Genomic DNA, 21,229 nt, shown 5'->3' on the forward strand with positions numbered 1-21,229 from the left:
TGAGGATTGCGGTTTTTTTGTACCCCAAATTCGGAAGGAGTGAGGTCGATGGCCGTTTTTCGCATTGAACGGACCCGTGATTATACCGTGATGAGCAATCATCATTTACGAAATGCAAATCTGTCGTTAAAAGCCAAGGGGCTGCTTTCCATGATGCTGTCTTTGCCAGAGGACTGGAATTACACCACCCGTGGTCTTGCAAAGATTTGTAAGGAGGGCGTGGATGCCATAGGCGCTGCGTTGCGGGAATTGGAGGCTGCCGGTTACATTGTGCGGCACAAACTGCGTGACCGCCAGGGACGCATCAGTGATACGGAGTATGTCATATATGAGCAGCCACAGCCGAAGAACCCGGATACGCCCCAGCCGGATATGGCTTCACCAGATACGGAAAAGCCCGCAGAATTAAATATAGAGAAATCAAATACTCAAAAATCAATTACTCAGGGAGCAAGTACCGATTCCATTCCCTTCCGGGAGCCAGCGGCAGCACAGCTGCCGGAACGGAAAGGAAGGGATGCGATGTCTGTCTCAGAGATGGAAAGTTATCGGGATTTGATTCTGGAGAACATCGAGTATGACCACCTGTGCCGGGAGTTTACCACCTATCGGGAGGACCTGGACGAGATTGTGGAGCTGATGGTGGAGACCGTCTGCGCCAAGCGGAAAACCACCCGGATCGCTGGCAGCGACTTCCCCCATGAGGTGGTCCGCTCCCGTTTTTTGAAGCTGGATTGCTCCCACATCGAGTTTGTCATGGAATGCCTGCGGAACAATACCACCGAAATCCGCAACATGAAGCAGTATCTGCTTGCGGTGCTGTTTAATGCGCCGACCACGATCAGCAACCACTACACCGCACAAGTCAACCACGATATGTACGCAGGCGGCTGGTAAACAGCCGCTTTTCTGCTACCCGAAAACACCGGGAGAAAGGATTTTGCTATGAAACGACCTCTTGCCTACATTACGGCTCCCTGGAGCAACAGCCAGTATGAGAACGCCGAGAACGCTGCGGCCTACTGTCGTCAGGTGTACGACGCCGGGTATTCGCCCATCTGCCCGGTGCTGTTCCTGCCTACCTTCCTCAAGGACGAGATTCCCCAGGAACACAAGGACGGGCTGGATATGGCGCGGGACTACCTGCGCCGGTCACATGTGCTGGTGGTCTGCGGCCACGGCATCGACGAGATCGTGAAGAATGACATTGCCACCGCCGAGCGCCTGCGGATCACCGCCACCACCCTGGACGGTATCCTGACCGTGAAGGGCCAGGGACGCGGGAAAGGAGGCGCACGCCATGCCTGAGCGTAAGACCGTGGGCCAGCTGATGGAGGAAATGCGCCTCAAAGCCGGGGCGCAGAACTACCACGGCCATGAGTACATGGATTTGGAGCGGTTTGCCGAGGACACCCGGCACATGATTATCTTCGATGTGCTGACCGACGATTCCCCGGTGGGCTGGAAAGGTGAACGGACCCGCCTGTTTCTGACGGAGGCCGGATACCAGAAAAGCCTGGAGAACCAGGAAAAGGGCCACATCAAGATTTTCAGCCATGCCAAAGTGCGCCAGGGCCATCTGTACTATGACCGCTCCGACCAGCTGCGCTGAAAGGAGCCTGCCATGCTGAAATACCTGCTGCGGCGGCTGGTGGTCCCGCCTTAGTATCAAGTGCCACCCCTGCAAAATCCGTGGAAAGGAGGCGATGACCTATGCAGGAGGAAGTGGAAAACAGGACTTTGACGCTGGTAGTCAGCGGAACAAAGTTTACCGGGCGGTTGATGAAAGCCGCCATCACCAAATACCTTGCCCACCGCAAGGAAAAGAAGCTGCAAAAGCAGAAAAGCCGGGATACCCCCGTGATTCCCCACGGCAAGCAGACGGTGAAACAGCTGATCGGCCAGAATCAGGGCGTTTCCAACATCGAGATCACCGACCCCTCCATCAAGGAGTTTGAGAAGATCGCCCGGAAATATGGTGTGGACTATGCGGTGAAGAAGGACCGCAGCAGCTCCCCACCCAAGTACCTGATCTTTTTCAAGGGTCGGGACGCGGATGCCCTGACCGCTGCTTTTACCGAGTACACCGGGAAAAAGGTCAAGAAGGCGGAGAAATCCGAGCGCCCGTCCGTGCTGGCAAAGCTGAGCCAGTTCAAAGAACTGGTAAAACACGCCGTCGTGGACCGGAACAAGCGGAAGGAGCTGGAACGATGAAAAAGCAGCTGAACATCAAAAAGCTCATTTTGCTGAATCTGCCGTATATCCTGATGGGGCTTTTCTCCACCAACTTCGGTGAAGCGTGGCGGATGGCCGTGGGTGCGGACGCTTCGGCAAAAATGCTCTCGTTCTTCTCCACGCTGCCGGTGGCGCTGGCCAGCTGGTGGCCCAGCCTGCACCCGCTGGACCTGCTGGTGGGCCTGTGCTGCGGCGGCGGCCTGCGGCTGGCTGTGTACCTGAAAAGCAAGAACGCCAAGAAGTACAGGCACGGCATGGAATACGGTTCCGCCCGTTGGGGAACCCATGAGGACATTGCTCCCTACATCGACCCGGTATTCCAGAACAATGTGATTCTGACGAAAACGGAGAGCCTGACAATGAACAGCCGCCCCAAGGACCCAAAGACCGCCAGAAACAAAAATGTGCTGGTGATTGGCGGCTCCGGTTCCGGTAAGACCCGCTTCTGGCTCAAACCGAATCTGATGCAGATGCACAGTTCCTATGTGGTCACAGACCCGAAGGGAACCATTTTGGTGGAGTGCGGAAAAATGCTCCAAAGGGGTGCGCCCAAGCTGGGGAAGGACGGAAAGCCCATGAAGGACAAGCACGGAAAGGTAATCTATGAGCCATACCGGATTAAGGTGTTGAATACCATCAACTTCAAAAAAAGTATGCACTACAATCCTTTCTCGTACATTCACAGCGAAAAGGACATCTTGAAGCTGGTTACGACGCTGATTGCCAACACCAAAGGCGAAGGCAAGGCCGGAGACGATTTCTGGGTCAAGGCGGAAACATTGCTGTATTGCGCGTTGATTGGATATATCCACTATGAAGCTCCGGTGGAGGAGCAAAACTTCTCCACCCTCATCGAGTTCATCAACGCCATGGAAGTCCGTGAGGATGACGAGGAGTTCAAAAACCCAGTAGACCTGATGTTTGATGCACTGGAATCGGAAAAGCCAAACCACTTCGCAGTGCGGCAGTATAAGAAATATAAGCTGGCAGCCGGCAAAACCGCTAAGTCGATTTTGATTTCCTGCGGTGCGCGTCTGGCCGTATTTGATATTGCGGAGCTACGCGAGGTTACATCCTACGATGAGTTGGAACTGGATACGCTGGGAGACAGAAAAACGGCCCTGTTCCTCATTATGAGTGATACGGATGACAGTTTTAACTTTCTCATTTCCATGTGCTACACCCAGTTATTCAACCTGCTTTGTGAAAAGGCCGATGATGTGTATGGCGGCAGGCTTCCGGTTCATGTGCGCTGTTTGATTGATGAGTGTGCTAACATCGGGCAGATTCCGAAACTGGAAAAGCTGGTGGCCACCATCCGAAGCCGTGAAATCTCTGCCTGTCTGGTGTTGCAGGCACAGAGTCAGCTCAAGGCGATCTATAAGGATAACGCAGATACCATCATCGGTAACATGGATACATCCATCTTCCTGGGCGGTAAAGAGCCGACTACCCTCAAAGAGCTGGCTGCCGTGCTGGGCAAGGAAACCATCGACACCTACAATACCGGAGAGAGCCGTGGACGGGAAACCTCCCATTCACTCAACTATCAAAAATTGGGGAAAGATATGCCATACTTGTTGATGAAGAGTTCAGTTGCCTTGAATTTTACATGAACAGGGACACGATCAGCTGGATTCTGAAAAAGGTAGGATGTCTGTCAGAAATAACAGCATATCTTTTTTGAGCCACTCACTGGATTACCCAGCGGGTGGTTCTTTTATTAACGCTTCTGTCTGCCATTCCGGTTGGGAGGAATTGGGCTGCCCTTTCCCCGCATACTTTTAGTTCGTTTTGCTTTTTTGGATTTTCTGAGGATTCCCAAAAAGGCAGTAAATTCCGCAGAAGTCAGTTTCTCATAAGGAATTTCCATCTGGTCGCAGAAAACCTGAATAAAGGCTTCCTCTCCGCTGGTTCCCGTCTGCACAAGCTTTTCAAACTTTTGCCGGACTTCGGCTACGGTTTCCTGCCGTTCATCAGCGGTGGTAGCGTCGTTTGTGTGTGCTGTTTGGATGTCTTTTACGATCTTGTCAATGTCTTTATGGACGATGTGATTGAAATAATCCTCTCCGTCTATCTGTGCGACTTCAAGGGTTCGCATATAAAGGTCATCGTCTCCCGGCGCATAGCTTTCCATGACGCTCTGCCGGGCAGCTTCCAGTTCCAGATTCATCTGGCTGACACGCATACCGGCGATACGGTCAGCGATAACGGTAATGTCCGTCATGAGCCGGGGAAAACCTTCATGGGTGGCAAGCTCGCAGAGCAGACGGTTGTTGATCCTGCCGCTTCTTAATAGCTCAATCATTTCATCGCTCAAATGGAGCGACTGGAGATCAGAATTAGGGATGGTCTTATTTTCCGACAGCCCCATCAGATAGTCGGTGGACACGCCGTAAAACTCTGCCAGCGTTGCAATCGCAAATGGGCTGATGTCCTTGTAGTCATCGCCCTCATATTTCCCCAGCGCCGACTTGGACAGGCCGGTTTGTTCTGCCAGCTGTTCCAGTGTCAGGTGCTTATCCACCACCCGCAGGTCTTTGAGCCGTTCCGGGATTGACAGTTTTGTGTACATCAAAGCACCCCCTCTCGTCAACATTTTTCAATATTTTTTTCATTATAGCACGTTTCCGAGAGCGTGGAAATATGCGGTTTTTGTGCGCTATTCCAACGTCTTGGACATACGGGAGCAGCCCCCTTTTTTCGGTAAACTGGTTCTTGTCAGGAGACACAGAACCTTGAAAATCGAATGACCGGCTGCAAGGGGTATGACCTCCGGGGAAGTGACGCGATAAAAGGGTTCCCGCAAAATCATGGATTTTGTGACGACGGGAGCGCACCAAAGAGGACAATACGCCGGGAGAAAATCCGGGCAGGAGCGGCTTGCAGACAGACCGGCAGATAGAAAAGTAAACCATGCGGGGCATACCGCACCGCAGCAAATGAATGGAGGTAGATCATTATGAAACTGAATATGAAGGAAAAGAAAATTCTTTACGCTTACGCCTGCCCCAGCCATCACAACACAGTGACAAGGCTGAAATGGCTGACAGCGCTGACCGTTGACCCGGAGGCTAAAGGGCAGATGCTTCATCTGACCAGGAAAATTGAGTCAGAGACAGACGAAAGCTGGTACGACAGCTTCTATCACTGCCTACGCATGGAGATGGATGAGTATTACCGGATCAAGCACCGCCTGCGTGTGCTGAAAGCAAACACCGATTATGAGGAGGAACTGTATGAGGAAGCTGTCTAAATATGAAAAAGAAACCATCATCAACTGGAACGAGGGCGAGAACATTGCCAGTATTTACACCTTCAACGCCAGCTTAAAACGCAGGCTGGAAGATTTCAGTAGGAAGTATCCGCTATTGTGTAGGTTGGAGCGCAGCACACCGGAAGGCAGCGCGACCTATGTGCTGGACAAATCCCGCCTTTCTATCCGGCTGGTGCCGCCGTACAGTGAAGAACGGCTGGCGGCTGCAAGGGAGTACGCAAAGGAACATGGCTTTCAAGTCATACAGACAGAAGAAAAAATTGCTTGAAATGAGGGCGATTTACCAAAAAATACCGGGTCTGCACCCAGTATTTTGAACGGTAATCCCCGCAGGCGTATTCCGTATCCACTTCCTGCGATTGGTGCAGATGTATGGATACGGAGCCGGAAAAGCTGGCGGACACCGTATCAGCGGTGGATGCCGGTTTTTCCGGTGCAGGAGTACAGAGGGATGCAATCCCTTTGTGGCTGGGTGCAGGGGCGGCAGCGCACTGCTGGGGTCAAGGGGCAACGCCCATTGGCAGGTTAAGGGCGGCAGCCATTATCGGGTCAAGGACGAAGTGCCTTGGCGGGTTGAGGGCGGCAGTCCCATCGGGTCAAGGGTGAAACGCCTTGCCCAGGGAAAGTTGATGCCTGCGTCAACTTGTACTGGGTATTACCTGACGCAAAATTCCGCAGGTTTGGCGGCTTCGCCGCCCTCCCCAGCCCGGAACAGCTTTGCAGGAAGGAGGAAAAATGTTTGAAATTAACAAGGCACAATGGGCGCTCCGGGAAGCATGGCACTTACAATCCCCGTCACAATGACCGCCGGTTCGATGTAGAAAACAGCGAACACATTGACGCTGAGCGTGCCAGACAAAATGTGTACTGGGACTGCTACCGGGGATTTACCACCCACGACTTTCGGGATAACCCGGAGCAGCCGGATTTCAGCTTTGAGGAAATTGAGCGGATGTATTACTACGAGCATTATGCCGACCATGTAAATGCCCAGAACGCCCGGAATGAGAAAACCCGGCATATTGAGCGCAACCGTACTGTGGATGACCTCTTGAAAAATAACAAGACCTGTCCGGAAGAAAGCATCTACCAGATCGGCACGATAGAGGAATCCGTCTCACCGGAAACGCTGGCGCTCATCGTCAGTGAATTTTATGAAGAATTTGAGCGCCGTTTCGGTTCTCATATCCACATTTTAGACTGGGCGCTCCATCTGGATGAGGGAACACCGCATATTCACGAGCGCCATGTGTTCGACTGTGAAAATCGGTATGGAGAATTGTGTCCCCAGCAGGAAAAGGCGCTGGAGGAACTGGGTATCCCTCTCCCAAAACCGGAGCAGCCCAAAGGAAAGCACAATAACCGGAAACAGACTTTCGATGCAGTCTGCCGGACAATCCTGTTTGACATTGCCAAACGGCATGGACTTCATCTGGAACAGGAGCCGTCCTATGGTGGGCGTGACTATCTGGAAAAGCAGGATTATATCCTGATGAAGCAGAAAGAACAGATGGCGGCGCAGGAGCAAAAGCTGGAAGAACTGACGCTCAAAATCGAGGATGTGGAGACGCTGTTGGAGGATGTTTCCGATGTGGCCTATGACAAGGCAGTGGAGGTCGTGACAGACAAGGTACGGGAACAGACCCAGCTTGAGGATTTGGAAGTGATCGAGAAATACCGAAAGAGCGTGGTATCCCCCAATGCAAAAAATTCGCCGGAAGTGGTGAAGATTGCAAATACCCTACTGGGAAGGGCACGGGAAAAATTACAGCAGTCCGCAGAAAAGATTCTCAAAAAGGTGCAGGCTGTGCTGCTGAAGCCGGAGGTCAAGCAGGCTGGCAAAGAGCAGATTAAGAAAAAAGCCAGAGAATCCATCAAAGAGAAGCTGGCGAAAGGCAAATTGGACGCTGACCGGAAGAACCGGGAGCGATGGGAACGTGAGGGGCGGATCGCCCCGACAAAAAAACAGGATATGGAGTTGTAAGGCATCTGATTTTCTGAGGAAACCGGGTGCCTTTTGTTTTGTTTGGAGGTGGGGAAATCGAATGTATTTGAAACAGTAAAGCAGTCTGTCACGACAAGACAGGCTGCGGAATTTTATGGGATTCCAGTAGGACGGAACGGGATGGCCTGTTGTCCTTTTCACGATGACAGACATCCCAGCATGAAGGTGGACAGGCGGTTCCATTGCTTTGCCTGTCAGGGGGACGGAGATGTGATTGATTTCACTTCCCGCCTCTTTGGACTGGGCAGTAAGGAAGCTGCCTTGAAGCTGGCAGAGGATTTCTCTGTCAGTCTTGACAGCAAAGGTCATGGTCCGCCACGAAAGGCAATCATCAAAAGAAAAATCAGCGAGGAAGTGCGATACCGGCAGGCAGAGCAGAAATGTTTTCGGGTGCTGTGCGATTACCTGCGTCTGCTGGAACGCTGGAAAGAAGAATATGCTCCCAAACAGCCGGAGGATGACTGGCATCCCCTGTTTGTGGAGGCTCTGCACAGGCAGCCATATATCGAATATCTGCTGGATATTCTCCTGTCTGACAGCATAGAAGAACGTGCTTCCGTGGTTGCTGAGTATGGAAAAGAGGTGAAGAAAATTGAGCAGCGAATATCAGAATTTACCGCCAGCCACCCGGCAGGCTGTGATGAGCGCAGCCGAGGCCATAGCGCCGGAACAGAGCGCCCAAGATGTGCGGGAGAGCCTTTCTGTCACCGATAAGGGAAAAACCGCCAATACCATCGACAACTGCCGGATCGTGTTCTGCTGTGATCCGCTCCTGCGGGATGCTATCCGGTTAAATCTCCTGACCGACCGGGTGGACATTGTACGGGATTTGGGCTGGCGCAGGAACACCAGCGCCTTAACAGATACCGATGTGAAATATCTTCTCCTCTATTTTGAGCAGAACTACGAGCTGACCAGTGAGAAAAAGATCACAGCTGCACTTTCCATTGTAGCAAACGAAAATTGCTATCACCCGATTCAGGATGTGCTGAACAGCCTTGTCTGGGACGGGACACCCCGCATCCGTTCCTGCCTGCACCACTTTCTTGGCGCTGATGAAAGCGACTATGTGGAAGAAATGCTGAAACACTTCCTGCTGGGCGCTATCCGCCGGGTATTCCGTCCCGGTTCCAAATATGAGGAAATGCTCTGTCTGGTAGGCGGCCAAGGTGCCGGGAAGTCCACTTTCTTCCGCCTGCTGGCAATCCGGGACGAGTGGTTTTCCGATGACCTGAAAAAGCTGGACGATGACCGGGTGTTCCAGAAGCTGCAAGGCCACTGGATCATCGAGATGTCGGAAATGCTTGCCACCAGCAGCGCAAAGAGCATTGAAGAAATTCGCTCCTTTATCAGCCGACAGAAGGAAACCTACCGAACGCCTTATGAATCCCAGCCCAAAGACCGGCTGCGGCAGTGTGTGTTCGGCGGTTCTTCCAACACATTGGACTTCCTGCCGCTGGATCGGGCCGGGAACCGGCGCTTTCTCCCAATCATGATTTACTCGGAGAATGCGGAGGTTCATATTTTGGAGGACGAGGATGCTTCCAGAGCCTATCTTTTGCAGGTGTGGGCAGAAGCCATGACCATTTACCGCAGCGGACAGTATTCCATGAAATTCAGCAAGAGCATCCAGCGTCAGCTGGTGGAGGTGCAGAAGGACTTCATGCCGGAGGATACGGAGGCCGGGCAGATACAGGGCTTTCTGGAACACTACACTGGGAACATGGTCTGTTCCAAGCAGCTGTTCAAGGAGGCGCTGGGGCATACCTTTGACCAGCCGAAGCGGTGGCAGCTGCACAATATCAACGAGATCATGAACACAGTCGTGACCGGCTGGAAGCCTTTCTCCAATCCCAGGATGTTCGCCGGGTACGGCAGGCAAAAGGGTTGGGAATGTGACAATTTCGACAACAAACTGTCCGACAACGAAGGCGGATTTGTGGAACTGAGCGAGGAAGAATGCCGCCAGCTGGAACTTCCGAAGGAGTGGATTGCCTGAGAATGATGGTCTGTTGCCGGGATGGTTGCCAGTTGGTTGCCGGGTTCGTTGCTGGCAAATCTATGGTTTTGATATAGAAAAAGCCCATAAATAAAGGATTTTTCACAAGTATTTTCTGTCCGGCAACGAAAGCAACGAGATTTTACAAGAAAACTTATCAAGCAAAGATTGACAGTCAGATATTCATTTACAGGTTTTTATAGGCTGGTTGCCGGACTTCGTTGCCGGCACACGGTTATCTGGACTGTCACACTATGGAGGTAGCCTATGGAGAAAAACAAGAAGCAGAATAAAAAAGTCCGGTTCGTGGTGGTTCGGGAGTTTTCCGGGGACAAAACCATGCGGGAAGCCTTTGAGCAGCTGATCGAGCGCCAGACCTGCGAACACTTCGAGGAATGGTTAGAACATCGGGAAATGGCACAAAAAGCGGCGTAAAGCGGTTGAATCAGGAACGGGGACATGGTATTATAATGGTATCGTGTCCCTGTTCATAGAAGGAGAACACTATGAGCAGGAAAAAACAAGTCAATCAAAAAATCACAGCGCTTTACTGCCGTATCTCTCTGGACGATGGCAGCGATAATGAGAGCATGAGCATTAGCAACCAGAAACTTATGCTCCGGGACTTTGCCGAAAAAAACGGGATGTTCCAGTATGAGTATTATGTGGATGACGGTTATACAGGCCGCAACTTCAACCGTCCTTCCTTTCAGCGTATGATTGCTGATATTGAGGCGGGAAAGATTGGCTGTGTCATCACAAAAGACCTGTCCAGACTGGGCAGAAATTATATCGAGGCCGGCAGCTATATCGAAATCTTTTTCCCCAAACACAATGTACGATATATCGCCATTACAGACGGAGTTGACAGCCTGACCCGCCAGGAAATGGACATCACGCCCTTTAAGAATATCCTGAATGATATGTACAGCCGGGATATTTCCAAAAAGGTGCTGGCGGGGCGTATGACCCGTTCCCGGCAGGGAAAGTTTTGTGGTGGGCAGCCGCCTCTCGGATTGATGCGTGACCCGGATGACCGGGGGCATTTGATCCTTGACCCGGAGACGGCGCCGGTGATCCGAAAAATCTATGACATGGCGCTGGACGGCTGGGGCTGTATGCGGATCGCAAAGCAGCTCATGGATGACAAGGTTCCTATCACGAGGGTAAAGAGCAATACGGAATGTGACGTCAACTATTATGCGTGGGGCGGTGCAAGGATCAGTCATATCCTGCGAAACCCATTCTATAAGGGCGCACATCTGGTCTGCCGGACACATCAGAAAGGGATTCGTTCCAACACCTATGACATTATCCCCCGTGAGGACTGGGAAATCATTGAGGATTGCCATGAAGCAATCGTTTCCCCGGAAGAATGGGAGCAGGTGCAGTCAATCATTGACCGCAGACCTACCATTATGAAAGGCAACTCCTGTCCCTTCTATAACCTGTTCCACGGTATCATTTACTGTGCTACCTGCGGAAAGTCCATGCAGGTGCGGTATGAAAAGGTGGGCAGAACCGGAAAAAACCGTTTTACCGGCGAGATGCGGGAGCCGATTGACAAGGCGTATTATATCTGCCAGACCTACAACCGGCTGGGCAAGAACGCCTGCACCAGCCATAAGATCGAGGCAAGGGATTTGTATGACCTTGTTCTGAAGGACATTCAGGAACTGGCGGCACAGGCTCTCAAAGATGCCGACGCATTTTATCAGCGACTGAGCAGCCGGATGGAGCGCCGGTATCTGATAGACGCTTCCCAGACGCAGAAAGAACGCCAGCGGCTGGAAGCCAGAAATCAGGAGATTGACGGGATGTTCCTGAGCCTTTACACCGATAAGGCTAAAGGGATACTGACCGAGCAGCGTTTTATGAAGCTGACGGCGGCGCTGGAACAGGAGCAGGAAGCCAACCAGAAGCGCCTGCAAGACCTGATGTTGATGATGCGACACTCTGACGAACAGGAAAGCGAAGTCCGCACCTTTATCCGGGAAATCCGGCGCTACGCCGCCATTGAAGAACTGGACGAGGCGGTGCTGAACCGGCTCATCAGCAAGATTCTGGTGGGTGAAGTCAAGAAGATTGACGGACAGAAAGTGCAGGAAGTCAGGATCATTTATAACTTTGTCGGAGAAATCCCGGAGATTACAGAATAATCAGTGATCCCCATCTCTCAATTAATGAGGGATGGGGATTTTTTCTTTGCCGTCGTCCGGCAGATGTTACATTAAATTTTCCAAAGTGGATTGCAATTATAATTCATTGATTGTTTCAGTAATTGCCATGTTTCGAATCCGCTTCGCTGGGGCATGAACCGCAAGAGCTGCGGCAGCAAATACGAATAGAATGATAAGGCAGAGCGTCATTCCTGGCAGATGCCATGTCATGCCAAAATAGCGTGTAATGAGTCGAGCGTACAGCATACGGCTCAGCAGCAGACCGGCAATACAGCCGACAATCAGCCCGGAAACAGCATAGGTAAAGGCTTCCGCAGCAACCATCCGAGTAAGCTGACTGCCATCCATTCCAATTGCACGCATGACGCCATACTGCTTTGTACGGGCAGAAACGCTCATCGAAATGCTGTTGACAATATTAAAAAGAGAAATCAGTCCAATAATCGCCAGAAAACCATATACGACAATTCTGGAAGCCAGATAGGTAGCAGCTTCCTGCGAATTACGCTCTCGCACATCCGATACAATGATCTCGTCTGTTGCAAGGTGGGCAATTTGCATTACAGTCTGCTCTGTTGCTGAATCGTTCAGCAAAACGCCGATCATATTATAGTTCTGCGCTCCGACCAGACGGTCAAATAGCGCCTGTGGGCAGATGACTGTAACATCATCCGGGAACATTCCCTCCGAAAAAGCCCCCACAATGGTAAGGTCTCTTCCGCTTATATAAACGGTATCTCCAACCTTCAACGGGTTGTTTTTATTATAGATCGTCATGACTTCGTTGCTGCTGGCTGCCTGATCGGCCATCCTGCCTGCTACAACGAGATCCCTGCTTTTTTCCATCATAAAATCATCGTAGGAACCCAGCACCACATGCTCTACCTCTTTCTGCGGACTGCTGGCAGGAGTGTTGGTAAGACCGGTTGCGCCCCAGACATACCCAACACCCGGAATCGCACGCAGCTGTTCTGCCATACTGCGGGACAATACCTGTTCGTTTCCGTACCCGTTCAAGAGAATATCCGGCTGCCACGGAGCTTGACCGGGCAAAAGCAAGCCGGCAAATTTAAGCAGTACAGAAAAGCAGAGCACCAAAACAATACTGAGTGCAAAAGAAGATGTCATTAAAAACAGGTTCTTTTTACCGGCAATGGCGTGATGGGCTCCCAACGACAACTCGATTTTTCCAAAGCTATAGTTTGAAGCATGACGCGAAGCGGAAAGATTCTCTCCCGTGCCGGAGACCGCCGCCACAGGTGAGACCCGTGCCGCCCGTCGCGCCGGTGACTCTGCCGCCAGCAGGACGGTCACGATACCGACCACGATGCCACTGACTAAACCTACAGGACTGATTTGAAAAACCGGTGTTGTGGAAAACTCGCCACCGATGCCATAATGCAGCGCCGCGCAAATGCTCCAGCTGGCAAGTGTGCCAAGCAGAACGCCTACGGGCACAGCCGTTTTGCACCAGTTAAGCGCTTCTAAACGGACAAATCGGATAATTTGAGATTTGCTCATGCCGATACAGCGCATCATTCCGAAGAACTGGATTCGTTGTGCCAGATTGCTGTTCATGCTGCCGGAGATCATCAGTACACCTGCCAGAAGAACCAGCACAAACAGAACTGCGGCAAGGCTGTAAACATTTTTTGCGGCGCTGCTATCGCTATGTCCGGCGATAGCCATCACACCGGTGTTTTCTGAGACAGCATTTTCCGGCAGGTTATGCTGTGCCGTCAGTTCCGGGATTGCTTTAGCTGCCTTAGACGCGCTGGTAAACTGGACATAATATGACGTTTGAAGATTATGGACGTTGTTCTGCTCCATCAGCGCTGCAAATGCTGTGCGCGGCAGGTAGGCATCCATCAAAGAATATTGCCCGGAATAGTAGCTTTCCTCCACACCGCCCAAACCGGACACTGTAAAATCCCAGTCTCCGGACGGCGTACGTAGTGTAACAGTGTCCCCAACTGCAACTTGAAGGACACGCGCTGCATTGCTGCTGAGCATGATTTCGCCCATTCCCTGCGGAAAGCGTCCTTCGGCGGCACCAGTTGAATTCATTGTCAGATAGGATTCATCAATACCATAAAGTACAACCCTTTTTCCGTCCATGCGGTAGGGCAGTTCTCCGTCCGGGTTAAATATCGTAACTGCACCAATCGAAACCACATCATCCCGCTCCGCAATTTTCAGGGCTGTTTCTTGAGAAATGCCGTCCAACTCTATGTGCCAACTTCCGTTTTTGCCGGTCATTCGGTCGCTTTGGGTTCGAATCATCATATCCGCCACGCTAAAAATTGCTGTCACCAGAAATATCGAAATAATGACACACAGAATGGTCATCCGATTCTGCCGTTTCCGCACCTTTGCAGAGATCGGCACAAGGCTTAAATAGCTTTTCATTCCCGGCACCTCCCAAAATCGGTGAGGTTACCGTCCGATACCTGCAATACCCGGTCAGCCGTTTGCGCGATACTACGGTTGTGGGTAATCATAATAATCGTCTGCTCATACTTTTTGGATGCTTCTTTCAGCAGGGCAATGACCTCGCTGCTGTTCTGGGTGTCCAGATTGCCGGTCGGCTCGTCAGCCAGGATCAGGGCTGGCCGGGTAATGAGCGCACGGCCAATCGCCACACGCTGCTGCTGTCCGCCGGAGAGCTGGCTGGGCAGATGGTTCCGGCGCTCTTTCAGGTTCAGTACCGCAAGAAGTTCTTCCAGATATTTCTTATCCGGCTTCTGGTAGTCCAGCAGCACCGGGAAGATGATGTTCTGCTCCACCGTTAACTCCGGCACAAGGTTAAACGCCTGAAAGATAAAGCCAATGTTCCTGCGGCGGAATACCGTCAGCTTGCGCTCGTCCATGGCAAAAATGTCCTTACCGTCGATCAGCACCTTGCCGGTCGTGGGCGTGTCCAGCGCGCCGATCATGTTCAGCAGCGTACTTTTGCCGGAACCGGATTCCCCCACGACGGCCACATATTCCCCCTTGGGAACGGAAAAACTGACATCCTTCAAAGCCTTGACTGCGGTTTCTCCGCTGCCATAGGTCTTACAAATGTTTTTGACCTCTAATAAATTCATCGTGCATATACCTCTTTCTTCATGTTTTGCGAAATAGGCGGGCTGCTTTTGTTTTTCCTGCCTATGAGGAAAGGATAGCACCGAAATATTACTGTAACCCTACACTCAGCCTACAATTTTGTAGGAATTAAAAAATTCATGGTGAAGGTCGTGCCTTTTCCAAGTTCACTGTCCACCTCAATCGTGCCGCTATGGGCTTCCACGATGGTCTTTGCCAGCGGCAGGCCCAGCCCGATGCCCTGCTTGTCCTGGGAAAAGCGGCTGCGGTAGAACCGCTTGAAAATATGGTGCAGGTCCTCCGGATGGATGCCGCAGCCGTTGTCCTTTACGGCGATCTGAACGGCATTGGGCAGAGCTTTCCATGTAATATGAACCGCGTCGCCGCTCTCCGTATGGTCGAGGGCGTTTTTCACGATGTTGTCAATGGCCTCGGTCAGCCAGTCGCGGTCGCAGAAAAGAAGGACCTCCTCCGGGCCGGACAGGACAAGTTCTTTATGCTCCTGTTTGGCCCGGTATGCGAAATGCAGCTCAACATCCCGCAGCATATCCGCCACATTCTCGGCCCCCTTTTCCAGCGTGACGGAACCGGCGTCCAGCCTTGTGATCTTCAGCAGGCTCTGCACCAGCGTTTCCATGCGGTCAAGCTCCTGCTCAGACAGGTCAGCAAATTCTTTCACGGAGGACGCTTCTATATCTTCCTCATGAAGCAGGCCATTATAAATATTCAGTGCCGCCAGCGGTGTTTTCAGCTGGTGGGAAATATCGGAGATCGTATTTTTCAAAAATTCCTTTTCCCGAAGCTCGTTATCTGCGTGGGCGTTCAAAACCGCCGCCAGGGAATTGACGGAATGGAACAGCCGATATAGCTCCCCCTCACTGTCGCATTCAATACGTGCGTTGCTATCCCCGTCAAGATACACATTGATCTGGGATACCGCCTGTTCCATGATCTTATTCTGCTTTTTGAAATAGGAGCAGCAAACCACCCATATAGCCGCCGCTGCCAACAAAAAAATAAACAGCAGGCACAAAGAAAGCCTTTGATAGCGCAGCCATAAAAAGCCCTGTGCCAGCAGGAGGGATGCTGCCCAGATAACCGATACCGCAAGAAACAGATTTCTGATATCCTTATTTGCAAGTATTTTCATAGGCTGCCTCACCCTACTACATTCCATTTATAGCCCATGCGACGGACGGTCAGGAGCATCTGCGGGTCACTGGGGTTATCCTCAATCTTCATGCGAAGCCGCCGCATATACACGGTGAGGGTGCTGCTGTCGATATAATTTCCGTCGCAGTCCCACAGTTTATCTAATATCTGCTCCTTGGTAAGCACCGTATTGGGGTTTCGCATAAACAGGCACAGCAGCTTGTATTCAGCAGCGGTCAAATCCAACAGCTCCCCATTTTTGAAAGCCTGACCCTGCAGCAAAAGAACCTTGATTCCGTTCGATTGCAGTTCTGTGTCCGTTGCGCTGAAATCCTTTGCACGGCGAAGCAGGGCATTGACCCGTGAAACCAGGACTCCAAGCTTGAAGGGCTTGGTGATATAGTCGTCGCCGCCCATATCCAGCCCCATAATGATACTCGTTTCTTCGTCCGAAGCGGTCAGAAAGATGATCGGCACCTTGGAAACCTGCCGCACCCGTTTGCAAAATTCAAAGCCGGTGCCGTCCGGCAGGGATACATCCAGTACCAACAAATCATACCTGCCATCCGCCCACAGCGCATCCGCTTCTTTCAACGTTCTGGCAATATTCAATTCAAATCCCTGCTTCTTGAACGCAAAGGAAAGCCCGTTGATCAGGCTCAAATCATCTTCCAAAAGTAATATCTTACTCATGCTTCTGTTCCTTTCCCTGTTTCGTCCGGCCATCAATCGGCTTTTCCGCAGTTTTGGGAATCAGCCAAACACCGGCCATCTTTACAGCGCTGGGGATACGACCACCAGCGCAATAATAATTTACCCTACGAGGTGACACGCTCCATTTCTCAGCGGCCTCTTTCAATGTCATATAATCCATTTCGCACCTCCATCGAGTATATTATAGTTCTGCGTTTCGAACAATGCAAGGCAGAAAACATGAATAAGAAAAGGACAAGCACTATGAAAGACTGCTTTCTTTGATAGTGCTTGTCCTTTTTTGAATTTACCACTTGACATTGTGGCAAAGAGCTGATGAGCCAGGATGAGCTTGCTGTTATGGATGGAGGCAAGTGTATCCTCCAGCTGCGCGGTGTGCGTCCTTTCCTTTCGGATAAGTACGACATCACCAAGCACCCCAATTTCAAGTACACTGCCGACGCGGATGACAAGAACGCTTTTGATATTGAAGCATTCTTGTCCGCAAGGCTGAAACTCAAGCCCAATGAGGTCTGCGATGTATATGAAGTAGACACAAAGGGCGCTTAATTTCGTTCCGCTTTAGAAGGGAGTGATCTTATCTATTCGCCGCACCTGCCCTCTATGGGCCATTGGCGTACAAAGCGGACAATCACGAGAAAAAATAATGAAAAAGGAGGACAGCCGGAATCATGCCCCCGGAAACCGGGCGGCAGATTGTTCCGGCTTTTGTATGCCTATGAAACATGACAAACCTATTTTTTGATCAGATTCCGGCTAACAAACTATATGGCATTTTTTGAACAGGCAATCACCGTTCTTCAGACCCTCGTTATCGCGCTCGGTGCCGGTCTCGGTATCTGGGGCGTTATCAACCTGCTGGAAGGTTACGGCAACGACAACCCCGGCGCCAAGAGCCAGGGCATGAAGCACTTAATGTCTTCTATGTGAAAAGATTTTAAAGAGAAAATGCACATCCTACGCAGATAACATGACAATTTCATGCAAAGCGAAAGGAGACACCATGAAAATCGAATACACAAAAGTGGGAGACTATTATTTACCGAATCTTTACTACCCGGAGGAAACCAGACCGATTGGCTTATGGGGAATGCTTCGGAAGGAATATCTGAAAGAACATAAATCTGGAACTTATACATATCTTCTTCTGACCGCCAGGCTGGACAGTTATTTGGCAGATCTGAATGAACAGGCACAGGAACGCTTTGAATTGATCGAAACTCAGATGCGAAGTGCGGAGGGAGTTTCCGAGGAACTGAAGAGACAGAATCCTATGGAATGGCTATGCCACTGTAACAATATCCGCAACCGGGCTGCTGAGATCATCAAGCAGGAACTGATTTATGTATAAGGGGGATTCTAGATATGAGAAGAGAACTGATTGAAAGTTATTATGAAGAATACCAGCGGGAGCTGGAAAGATTTCTTGAATCTGACCCGGAGATGTTCACTCTGGAAGCAGAAATTCATCATTACATAGAAATACTGGAACCGGTCCTCAGAGATGGCGGACAGGAGATGTGGCAGACACTGGACAGGATTATTTCAGCGAAAAATGCAATGGAGGGAATTGTGGCAAAAGAAATGTATATCCGGGGATTTTTGGATTATGAAAGACTGGTGTGTGAAAAAGACAGTAAGATCTGAATAATCAGAACATAGACTATATATAACGAGGCTTTTATTGTATAGACAGTAAGAGCCTCATTTAATATAGTTTTCATAATAAAAAACAGGTGGTAGTACGTATTTGCTTTGTGTTATATAAGAATTGGTCTGGCTGAACAATGGTGAAAATTTACTATGATTTTACTTAAATCTGATTGAAGGATGAAAAAGTGATGATATCATATAGTGGGTTGATAGGGTTACAGAAAATGTATTCACAGAGGCAGAGAAGAAATAATGAAAGTAAAAAATGCAGATGAATTTTATAAAATATTAGAAAGAAAGGCTATATATCCGGTATTTCAGCCGATTGTAAATTTACAGACTGGAGATGTGGCAGGATATGAAGCTCTTAGTCGTATCGACAGGCATGATACGACTCTTATGATTTCAGATTTGTTTGTGATTGCTGAACAGGTAGGCTGTGTTTGGAAATTGGAAAAATTGTGCAGAAATAAAGCATTGAAGGCAGCGGCGAATAAACCAGAACATGCAAAATTATTTCTTAATGTAGATGGTAATATCATTCAGGATAAATCGTTCATACAGGGATTTACAAACCGTAAGGCTGCGAAAGCCGGAGTACCGTCCTGTGACATTGTATTTGAAATAACGGAACGGTCGGATATAGAAAACTATCAGATTCTGCAACAGATTATGAAGCATTATGCAGATCAGGGATATGAAATAGCTTTGGATGATGTTGGAGCTGGATATTCTGGTCTGAACCGTGTAGTAAATACATCGCCAAACTACTTAAAAGTTGATATAGAACTGGTCAGAGATATTCAAAAACATAAGAAAAAGGAAATTATGATGGAATTTCTGTTGCATTACTGTAATGAGACAGGAGCAATTCTGATTGCAGAAGGGATAGAAACAGAAGCAGAGTTGGAGTGTCTGTGTAGATTAGGTGTTCATTACGGACAAGGATATTTTCTTGGAAGACCGGACAGAACGTTCAAAAATGTAAGGAATGAGGCGATGTTGGTATTACGTAGACTGAATAATAAATCGTAATGAAAACTATATGTCAGCAGGTGAAAAATGAATAAGTCAATTATAACATTATAAAGATTTCCATTGATTTTTACACCTATTTTACACAAGCACTCACATAGATTTGATTTCTGTCTTCTATAATTGTATAGGAAAATGTAGATCTTATATAATAACAGGAGAGGAAAGAGAAATGAACGAGAATGTGAAAGTGGTTTTTGGTCTGATCGGTGGCCTTGCCTTGTTCCTTTATGGAATGAACAGCATGAGTGATGCACTTCAGAAAGCCGCAGGAGAACGAATGAAAAAAATCCTTGGATTTCTTACAAGAAATCCAATTATGGGAGCACTTGCCGGAGCACTTGTAACAGCTGTATTGCAGAGCAGTTCAGCGACGACAGTTATGGTTATCGGTTTTGTCAGTGCGGGACTTATGAGTCTTCCGCAGGCAATTTCTGTTATCTTTGGTGCCAACATAGGAACCACTATGACGGCACAGCTGATGGCATTTAAAATCAGCAATTATATTTATCCAATTATCTTTGTTGGATTTATTCTGAACTTTGTTAGCAAAAAAGAAAAGGTTAAAAATATCGGTATGGTAATTTTTTCATTCGGACTTTTATTTGAAGGAATTGAAATCATGGGTGAAGTCATGAAACCTTTGGCGGGAAGTCCGGTCTTTGTTGATCTGATGGGAAAAGTTTCATCCATTCCGGTTCTTGGTGTTGTACTGGGAGCGGTCATGACATTGGTTGTGCAGAGTAGTTCAGCTACGATTGCAGTTCTGCAGAATTTTGCATCACAGGCAGGACCGGACGGAGTAAGCAGTGTAATAGGGCTTACCGGTGCGATTCCGATTCTTCTTGGAGATAATATAGGTACAACGATCACAGCACTTCTTGCATCAATTGGACAATCTAAAAATGCAAAACGTACAGCAATTGCGCATAGTATTTTTAATATCAGTGGAAGCTGCGTTTTTATTTTCCTGGTTCCGTGGTTTGCAAAATTTGTCCAGTTTATTTCACCAAAGGGAAATGAGATTGATGTGATTTCAAGACAGATTGCAAATGCACATACAACGTTTAATATCGTCTGTACACTGGTCTGGCTGCCACTGATTCCGCTGATGGTAAAAATTGTTACAACAATCATCCGTGGAAATGACAAAACAGAGAAAGCAGCTTTTGAACCCAAATATCTGGATATGAAAGTGATTGAACAGCCGGCGGCTGCTATGGTTCTGGTATCTAAGGAACTGAACCGACTTGGAGAACTGGCAGAATCTCTGTTAAGTGATTTAAAAACGGCGATTGTAGCAGATGGAGACTCAAAAACTCATGGTTCGTTTATAGAAAATCTGGAGATTGTACATCAGTTACAGGACAGTGTGACAGAATATATTACCAGATTATTCGCAAGCGGAAACCTTACAGAACAACAGTCTGAGCAGACGGCAGGGTTACTGTATGTAAACAATAGTATTCAGAGGATTGCAGACAGATGTGAAGATATTGACCAGATATGTGAAAAAGTAAATAACAATGGAAAAAGACTGACCAGTGAAGCCTCCTCAGAAATGGAAGACTGCATTGATATTATCCAGCAGCTTTTAAAGAAAGCAATGGAGGCAATCCGTAAGGGTGATGCTGTAGTGGCTGAAACAGTTTTTAAAAATAAGAAAAAAATGCATAAAGCAGAGAAAAAATACAGTAAGGCACATTTAAACCGTGTAAAAAATGAGGTTTGTGATGCGTCTATGACAAGATATTTTTCTGGGATCATGTATAATTTTGACCGTATGGCAGATAATTGTGTCAGCATTGCAGAAGAAGCCTGTGATAATGTGGCTTTTATAAACCTTGATGAAGAGACGGGAAAATCAATGATGGAAAGAGGTGCAGTATAAA

The 21,229-nt window shown here is 49.2% G+C and carries 22 protein-coding genes and 2 pseudogenes; 18 read left to right on the forward strand and 6 right to left on the reverse strand.

Annotated features, from left to right (window positions below; all coding sequences use genetic code 11):
• The first annotated feature begins 48 nt into the window (after positions 1-48).
• The 5 genes and pseudogenes from AC04Q4_RS15640 to AC04Q4_RS15660 all read left to right on the forward strand — a co-directional run.
• The gene (locus tag AC04Q4_RS15640; RefSeq protein WP_476389273.1) at positions 49-897 is read left to right on the forward strand and encodes a DUF6017 domain-containing protein; all 849 of its coding nucleotides are present in this window, start codon (positions 49-51) and stop codon (positions 895-897) included.
• Between the two features lie 48 nt (positions 898-945).
• Positions 946-1,308, forward strand: a complete 363-nt coding sequence (locus tag AC04Q4_RS15645) for a DUF7768 domain-containing protein (protein WP_002592131.1) — start codon at positions 946-948, stop codon at positions 1,306-1,308.
• Complete coding sequence (locus AC04Q4_RS15650; RefSeq protein WP_188886762.1) at positions 1,301-1,612, forward strand: DUF5720 family protein; 312 nt, start codon at positions 1,301-1,303, stop codon at positions 1,610-1,612. The genes AC04Q4_RS15645 and AC04Q4_RS15650 overlap by 8 nt, the downstream gene beginning before the upstream one ends.
• 101 nt (positions 1,613-1,713) lie before the next feature.
• Positions 1,714-2,214, forward strand: a complete 501-nt coding sequence (locus AC04Q4_RS15655) for a PcfB family protein (RefSeq protein WP_002592129.1) — start codon at positions 1,714-1,716, stop codon at positions 2,212-2,214.
• Positions 2,211-3,806 (forward strand): annotated as a pseudogene (locus AC04Q4_RS15660) (VirD4-like conjugal transfer protein, CD1115 family); the annotation flags it as partial. The gene AC04Q4_RS15655 and the pseudogene AC04Q4_RS15660, both read left to right, overlap by 4 nt.
• Positions 3,807-3,958: 152 nt before the next feature.
• Here AC04Q4_RS15660 and AC04Q4_RS15665 read toward each other — a convergent pair.
• Complete coding sequence (locus AC04Q4_RS15665; RefSeq protein ID WP_117477257.1) at positions 3,959-4,810, reverse strand: helix-turn-helix domain-containing protein; 852 nt, start codon at positions 4,808-4,810, stop codon at positions 3,959-3,961.
• Positions 4,811-5,197: 387 nt separating this feature from the next.
• On the opposite strand from AC04Q4_RS15665, the gene AC04Q4_RS15670 reads away from it, so the two are divergent.
• The 7 genes from AC04Q4_RS15670 to AC04Q4_RS15700 all read left to right on the forward strand — a co-directional run bounded on the left by AC04Q4_RS15670 (position 5,198) and on the right by AC04Q4_RS15700 (position 11,675).
• Positions 5,198-5,491: a hypothetical protein gene (locus AC04Q4_RS15670; protein ID WP_117477256.1), complete on the forward strand. Its 294-nt coding sequence runs from the start codon at positions 5,198-5,200 to the stop codon at positions 5,489-5,491.
• Complete coding sequence (locus AC04Q4_RS15675) at positions 5,475-5,780, forward strand: hypothetical protein (protein ID WP_013976929.1); 306 nt, start codon at positions 5,475-5,477, stop codon at positions 5,778-5,780. Before AC04Q4_RS15670 ends, AC04Q4_RS15675 begins: the two co-directional genes overlap by 17 nt.
• A 471-nt stretch (positions 5,781-6,251) precedes the next feature.
• Positions 6,252-7,496, forward strand: coding sequence for a plasmid recombination protein (locus AC04Q4_RS15680; protein ID WP_013976930.1), 1,245 nt, complete (start codon positions 6,252-6,254; stop codon positions 7,494-7,496).
• A 33-nt stretch (positions 7,497-7,529) separates the two neighbouring features.
• A complete protein-coding gene (locus AC04Q4_RS15685) occupies positions 7,530-8,231 on the forward strand; it encodes a CHC2 zinc finger domain-containing protein (protein WP_276312753.1) in 702 nt (233 codons plus the stop codon).
• Positions 8,158-9,516, forward strand: a complete 1,359-nt coding sequence (locus AC04Q4_RS15690; RefSeq protein ID WP_117477255.1) for a virulence-associated E family protein — start codon at positions 8,158-8,160, stop codon at positions 9,514-9,516. Before AC04Q4_RS15685 ends, AC04Q4_RS15690 begins: the two co-directional genes overlap by 74 nt.
• A gap of 267 nt (positions 9,517-9,783) precedes the next feature.
• Entirely contained in the window at positions 9,784-9,951 is a 168-nt protein-coding gene (locus tag AC04Q4_RS15695; protein WP_013976933.1) for a hypothetical protein, read from the forward strand.
• Between the two features lie 71 nt (positions 9,952-10,022).
• Complete coding sequence (locus tag AC04Q4_RS15700; RefSeq protein WP_013976934.1) at positions 10,023-11,675, forward strand: recombinase family protein; 1,653 nt, start codon at positions 10,023-10,025, stop codon at positions 11,673-11,675.
• Between the two features lie 96 nt (positions 11,676-11,771).
• On the opposite strand, the gene AC04Q4_RS15705 is transcribed toward AC04Q4_RS15700, so the two are convergent.
• From AC04Q4_RS15705 to AC04Q4_RS15725, 5 genes are all read right to left on the reverse strand, one after another.
• On the reverse strand, positions 11,772-14,105 hold the full coding sequence (locus AC04Q4_RS15705; RefSeq protein ID WP_117477254.1) for an ABC transporter permease: 2,334 nt from the start codon (positions 14,103-14,105) through the stop codon (positions 11,772-11,774).
• Positions 14,102-14,785 carry an ABC transporter ATP-binding protein gene (locus AC04Q4_RS15710; RefSeq protein WP_013976936.1) on the reverse strand — a complete coding sequence of 228 codons (684 nt, stop codon included), beginning with the start codon at positions 14,783-14,785 and terminating at the stop codon, positions 14,102-14,104. Before AC04Q4_RS15710 ends, AC04Q4_RS15705 begins: the two co-directional genes overlap by 4 nt.
• A gap of 110 nt (positions 14,786-14,895) precedes the next feature.
• Positions 14,896-15,933, reverse strand: coding sequence for a sensor histidine kinase (locus AC04Q4_RS15715; RefSeq protein WP_041727635.1), 1,038 nt, complete (start codon positions 15,931-15,933; stop codon positions 14,896-14,898).
• A gap of 8 nt (positions 15,934-15,941) precedes the next feature.
• Positions 15,942-16,628 carry a response regulator transcription factor gene (locus AC04Q4_RS15720; RefSeq protein WP_013976938.1) on the reverse strand — a complete coding sequence of 229 codons (687 nt, stop codon included), beginning with the start codon at positions 16,626-16,628 and terminating at the stop codon, positions 15,942-15,944.
• Entirely contained in the window at positions 16,621-16,809 is a 189-nt protein-coding gene (locus AC04Q4_RS15725) for a helix-turn-helix domain-containing protein (RefSeq protein ID WP_013976939.1), read from the reverse strand. Before AC04Q4_RS15725 ends, AC04Q4_RS15720 begins: the two co-directional genes overlap by 8 nt.
• 143 nt (positions 16,810-16,952) lie before the next feature.
• Between AC04Q4_RS15725 and AC04Q4_RS15730 the strand changes: the two are divergent.
• From AC04Q4_RS15730 to AC04Q4_RS15755, 6 genes and pseudogenes are all read left to right on the forward strand, one after another.
• Positions 16,953-17,198, forward strand: a pseudogene (locus AC04Q4_RS15730) (VirD4-like conjugal transfer protein, CD1115 family); the annotation flags it as partial.
• A 219-nt stretch (positions 17,199-17,417) separates the two neighbouring features.
• Positions 17,418-17,579, forward strand: coding sequence for a Maff2 family mobile element protein (locus AC04Q4_RS15735; protein ID WP_070104001.1), 162 nt, complete (start codon positions 17,418-17,420; stop codon positions 17,577-17,579).
• 73 nt (positions 17,580-17,652) lie between these two features.
• The gene (locus tag AC04Q4_RS15740; RefSeq protein WP_015543451.1) at positions 17,653-18,000 is read left to right on the forward strand and encodes a TnpV protein; all 348 of its coding nucleotides are present in this window, start codon (positions 17,653-17,655) and stop codon (positions 17,998-18,000) included.
• Between the two features lie 14 nt (positions 18,001-18,014).
• On the forward strand, positions 18,015-18,296 hold the full coding sequence (locus AC04Q4_RS15745) for a hypothetical protein (RefSeq protein WP_003864601.1): 282 nt from the start codon (positions 18,015-18,017) through the stop codon (positions 18,294-18,296).
• A 258-nt stretch (positions 18,297-18,554) separates the two neighbouring features.
• Positions 18,555-19,337, forward strand: coding sequence for an EAL domain-containing protein (locus AC04Q4_RS15750; RefSeq protein WP_003864600.1), 783 nt, complete (start codon positions 18,555-18,557; stop codon positions 19,335-19,337).
• A 172-nt stretch (positions 19,338-19,509) separates the two neighbouring features.
• A complete protein-coding gene (locus AC04Q4_RS15755; protein ID WP_020944839.1) occupies positions 19,510-21,228 on the forward strand; it encodes a Na/Pi cotransporter family protein in 1,719 nt (572 codons plus the stop codon).
• Position 21,229: the final 1 nt, after the last annotated feature.

The organism is Blautia sp. HA8986 (assembly GCF_056504635.1).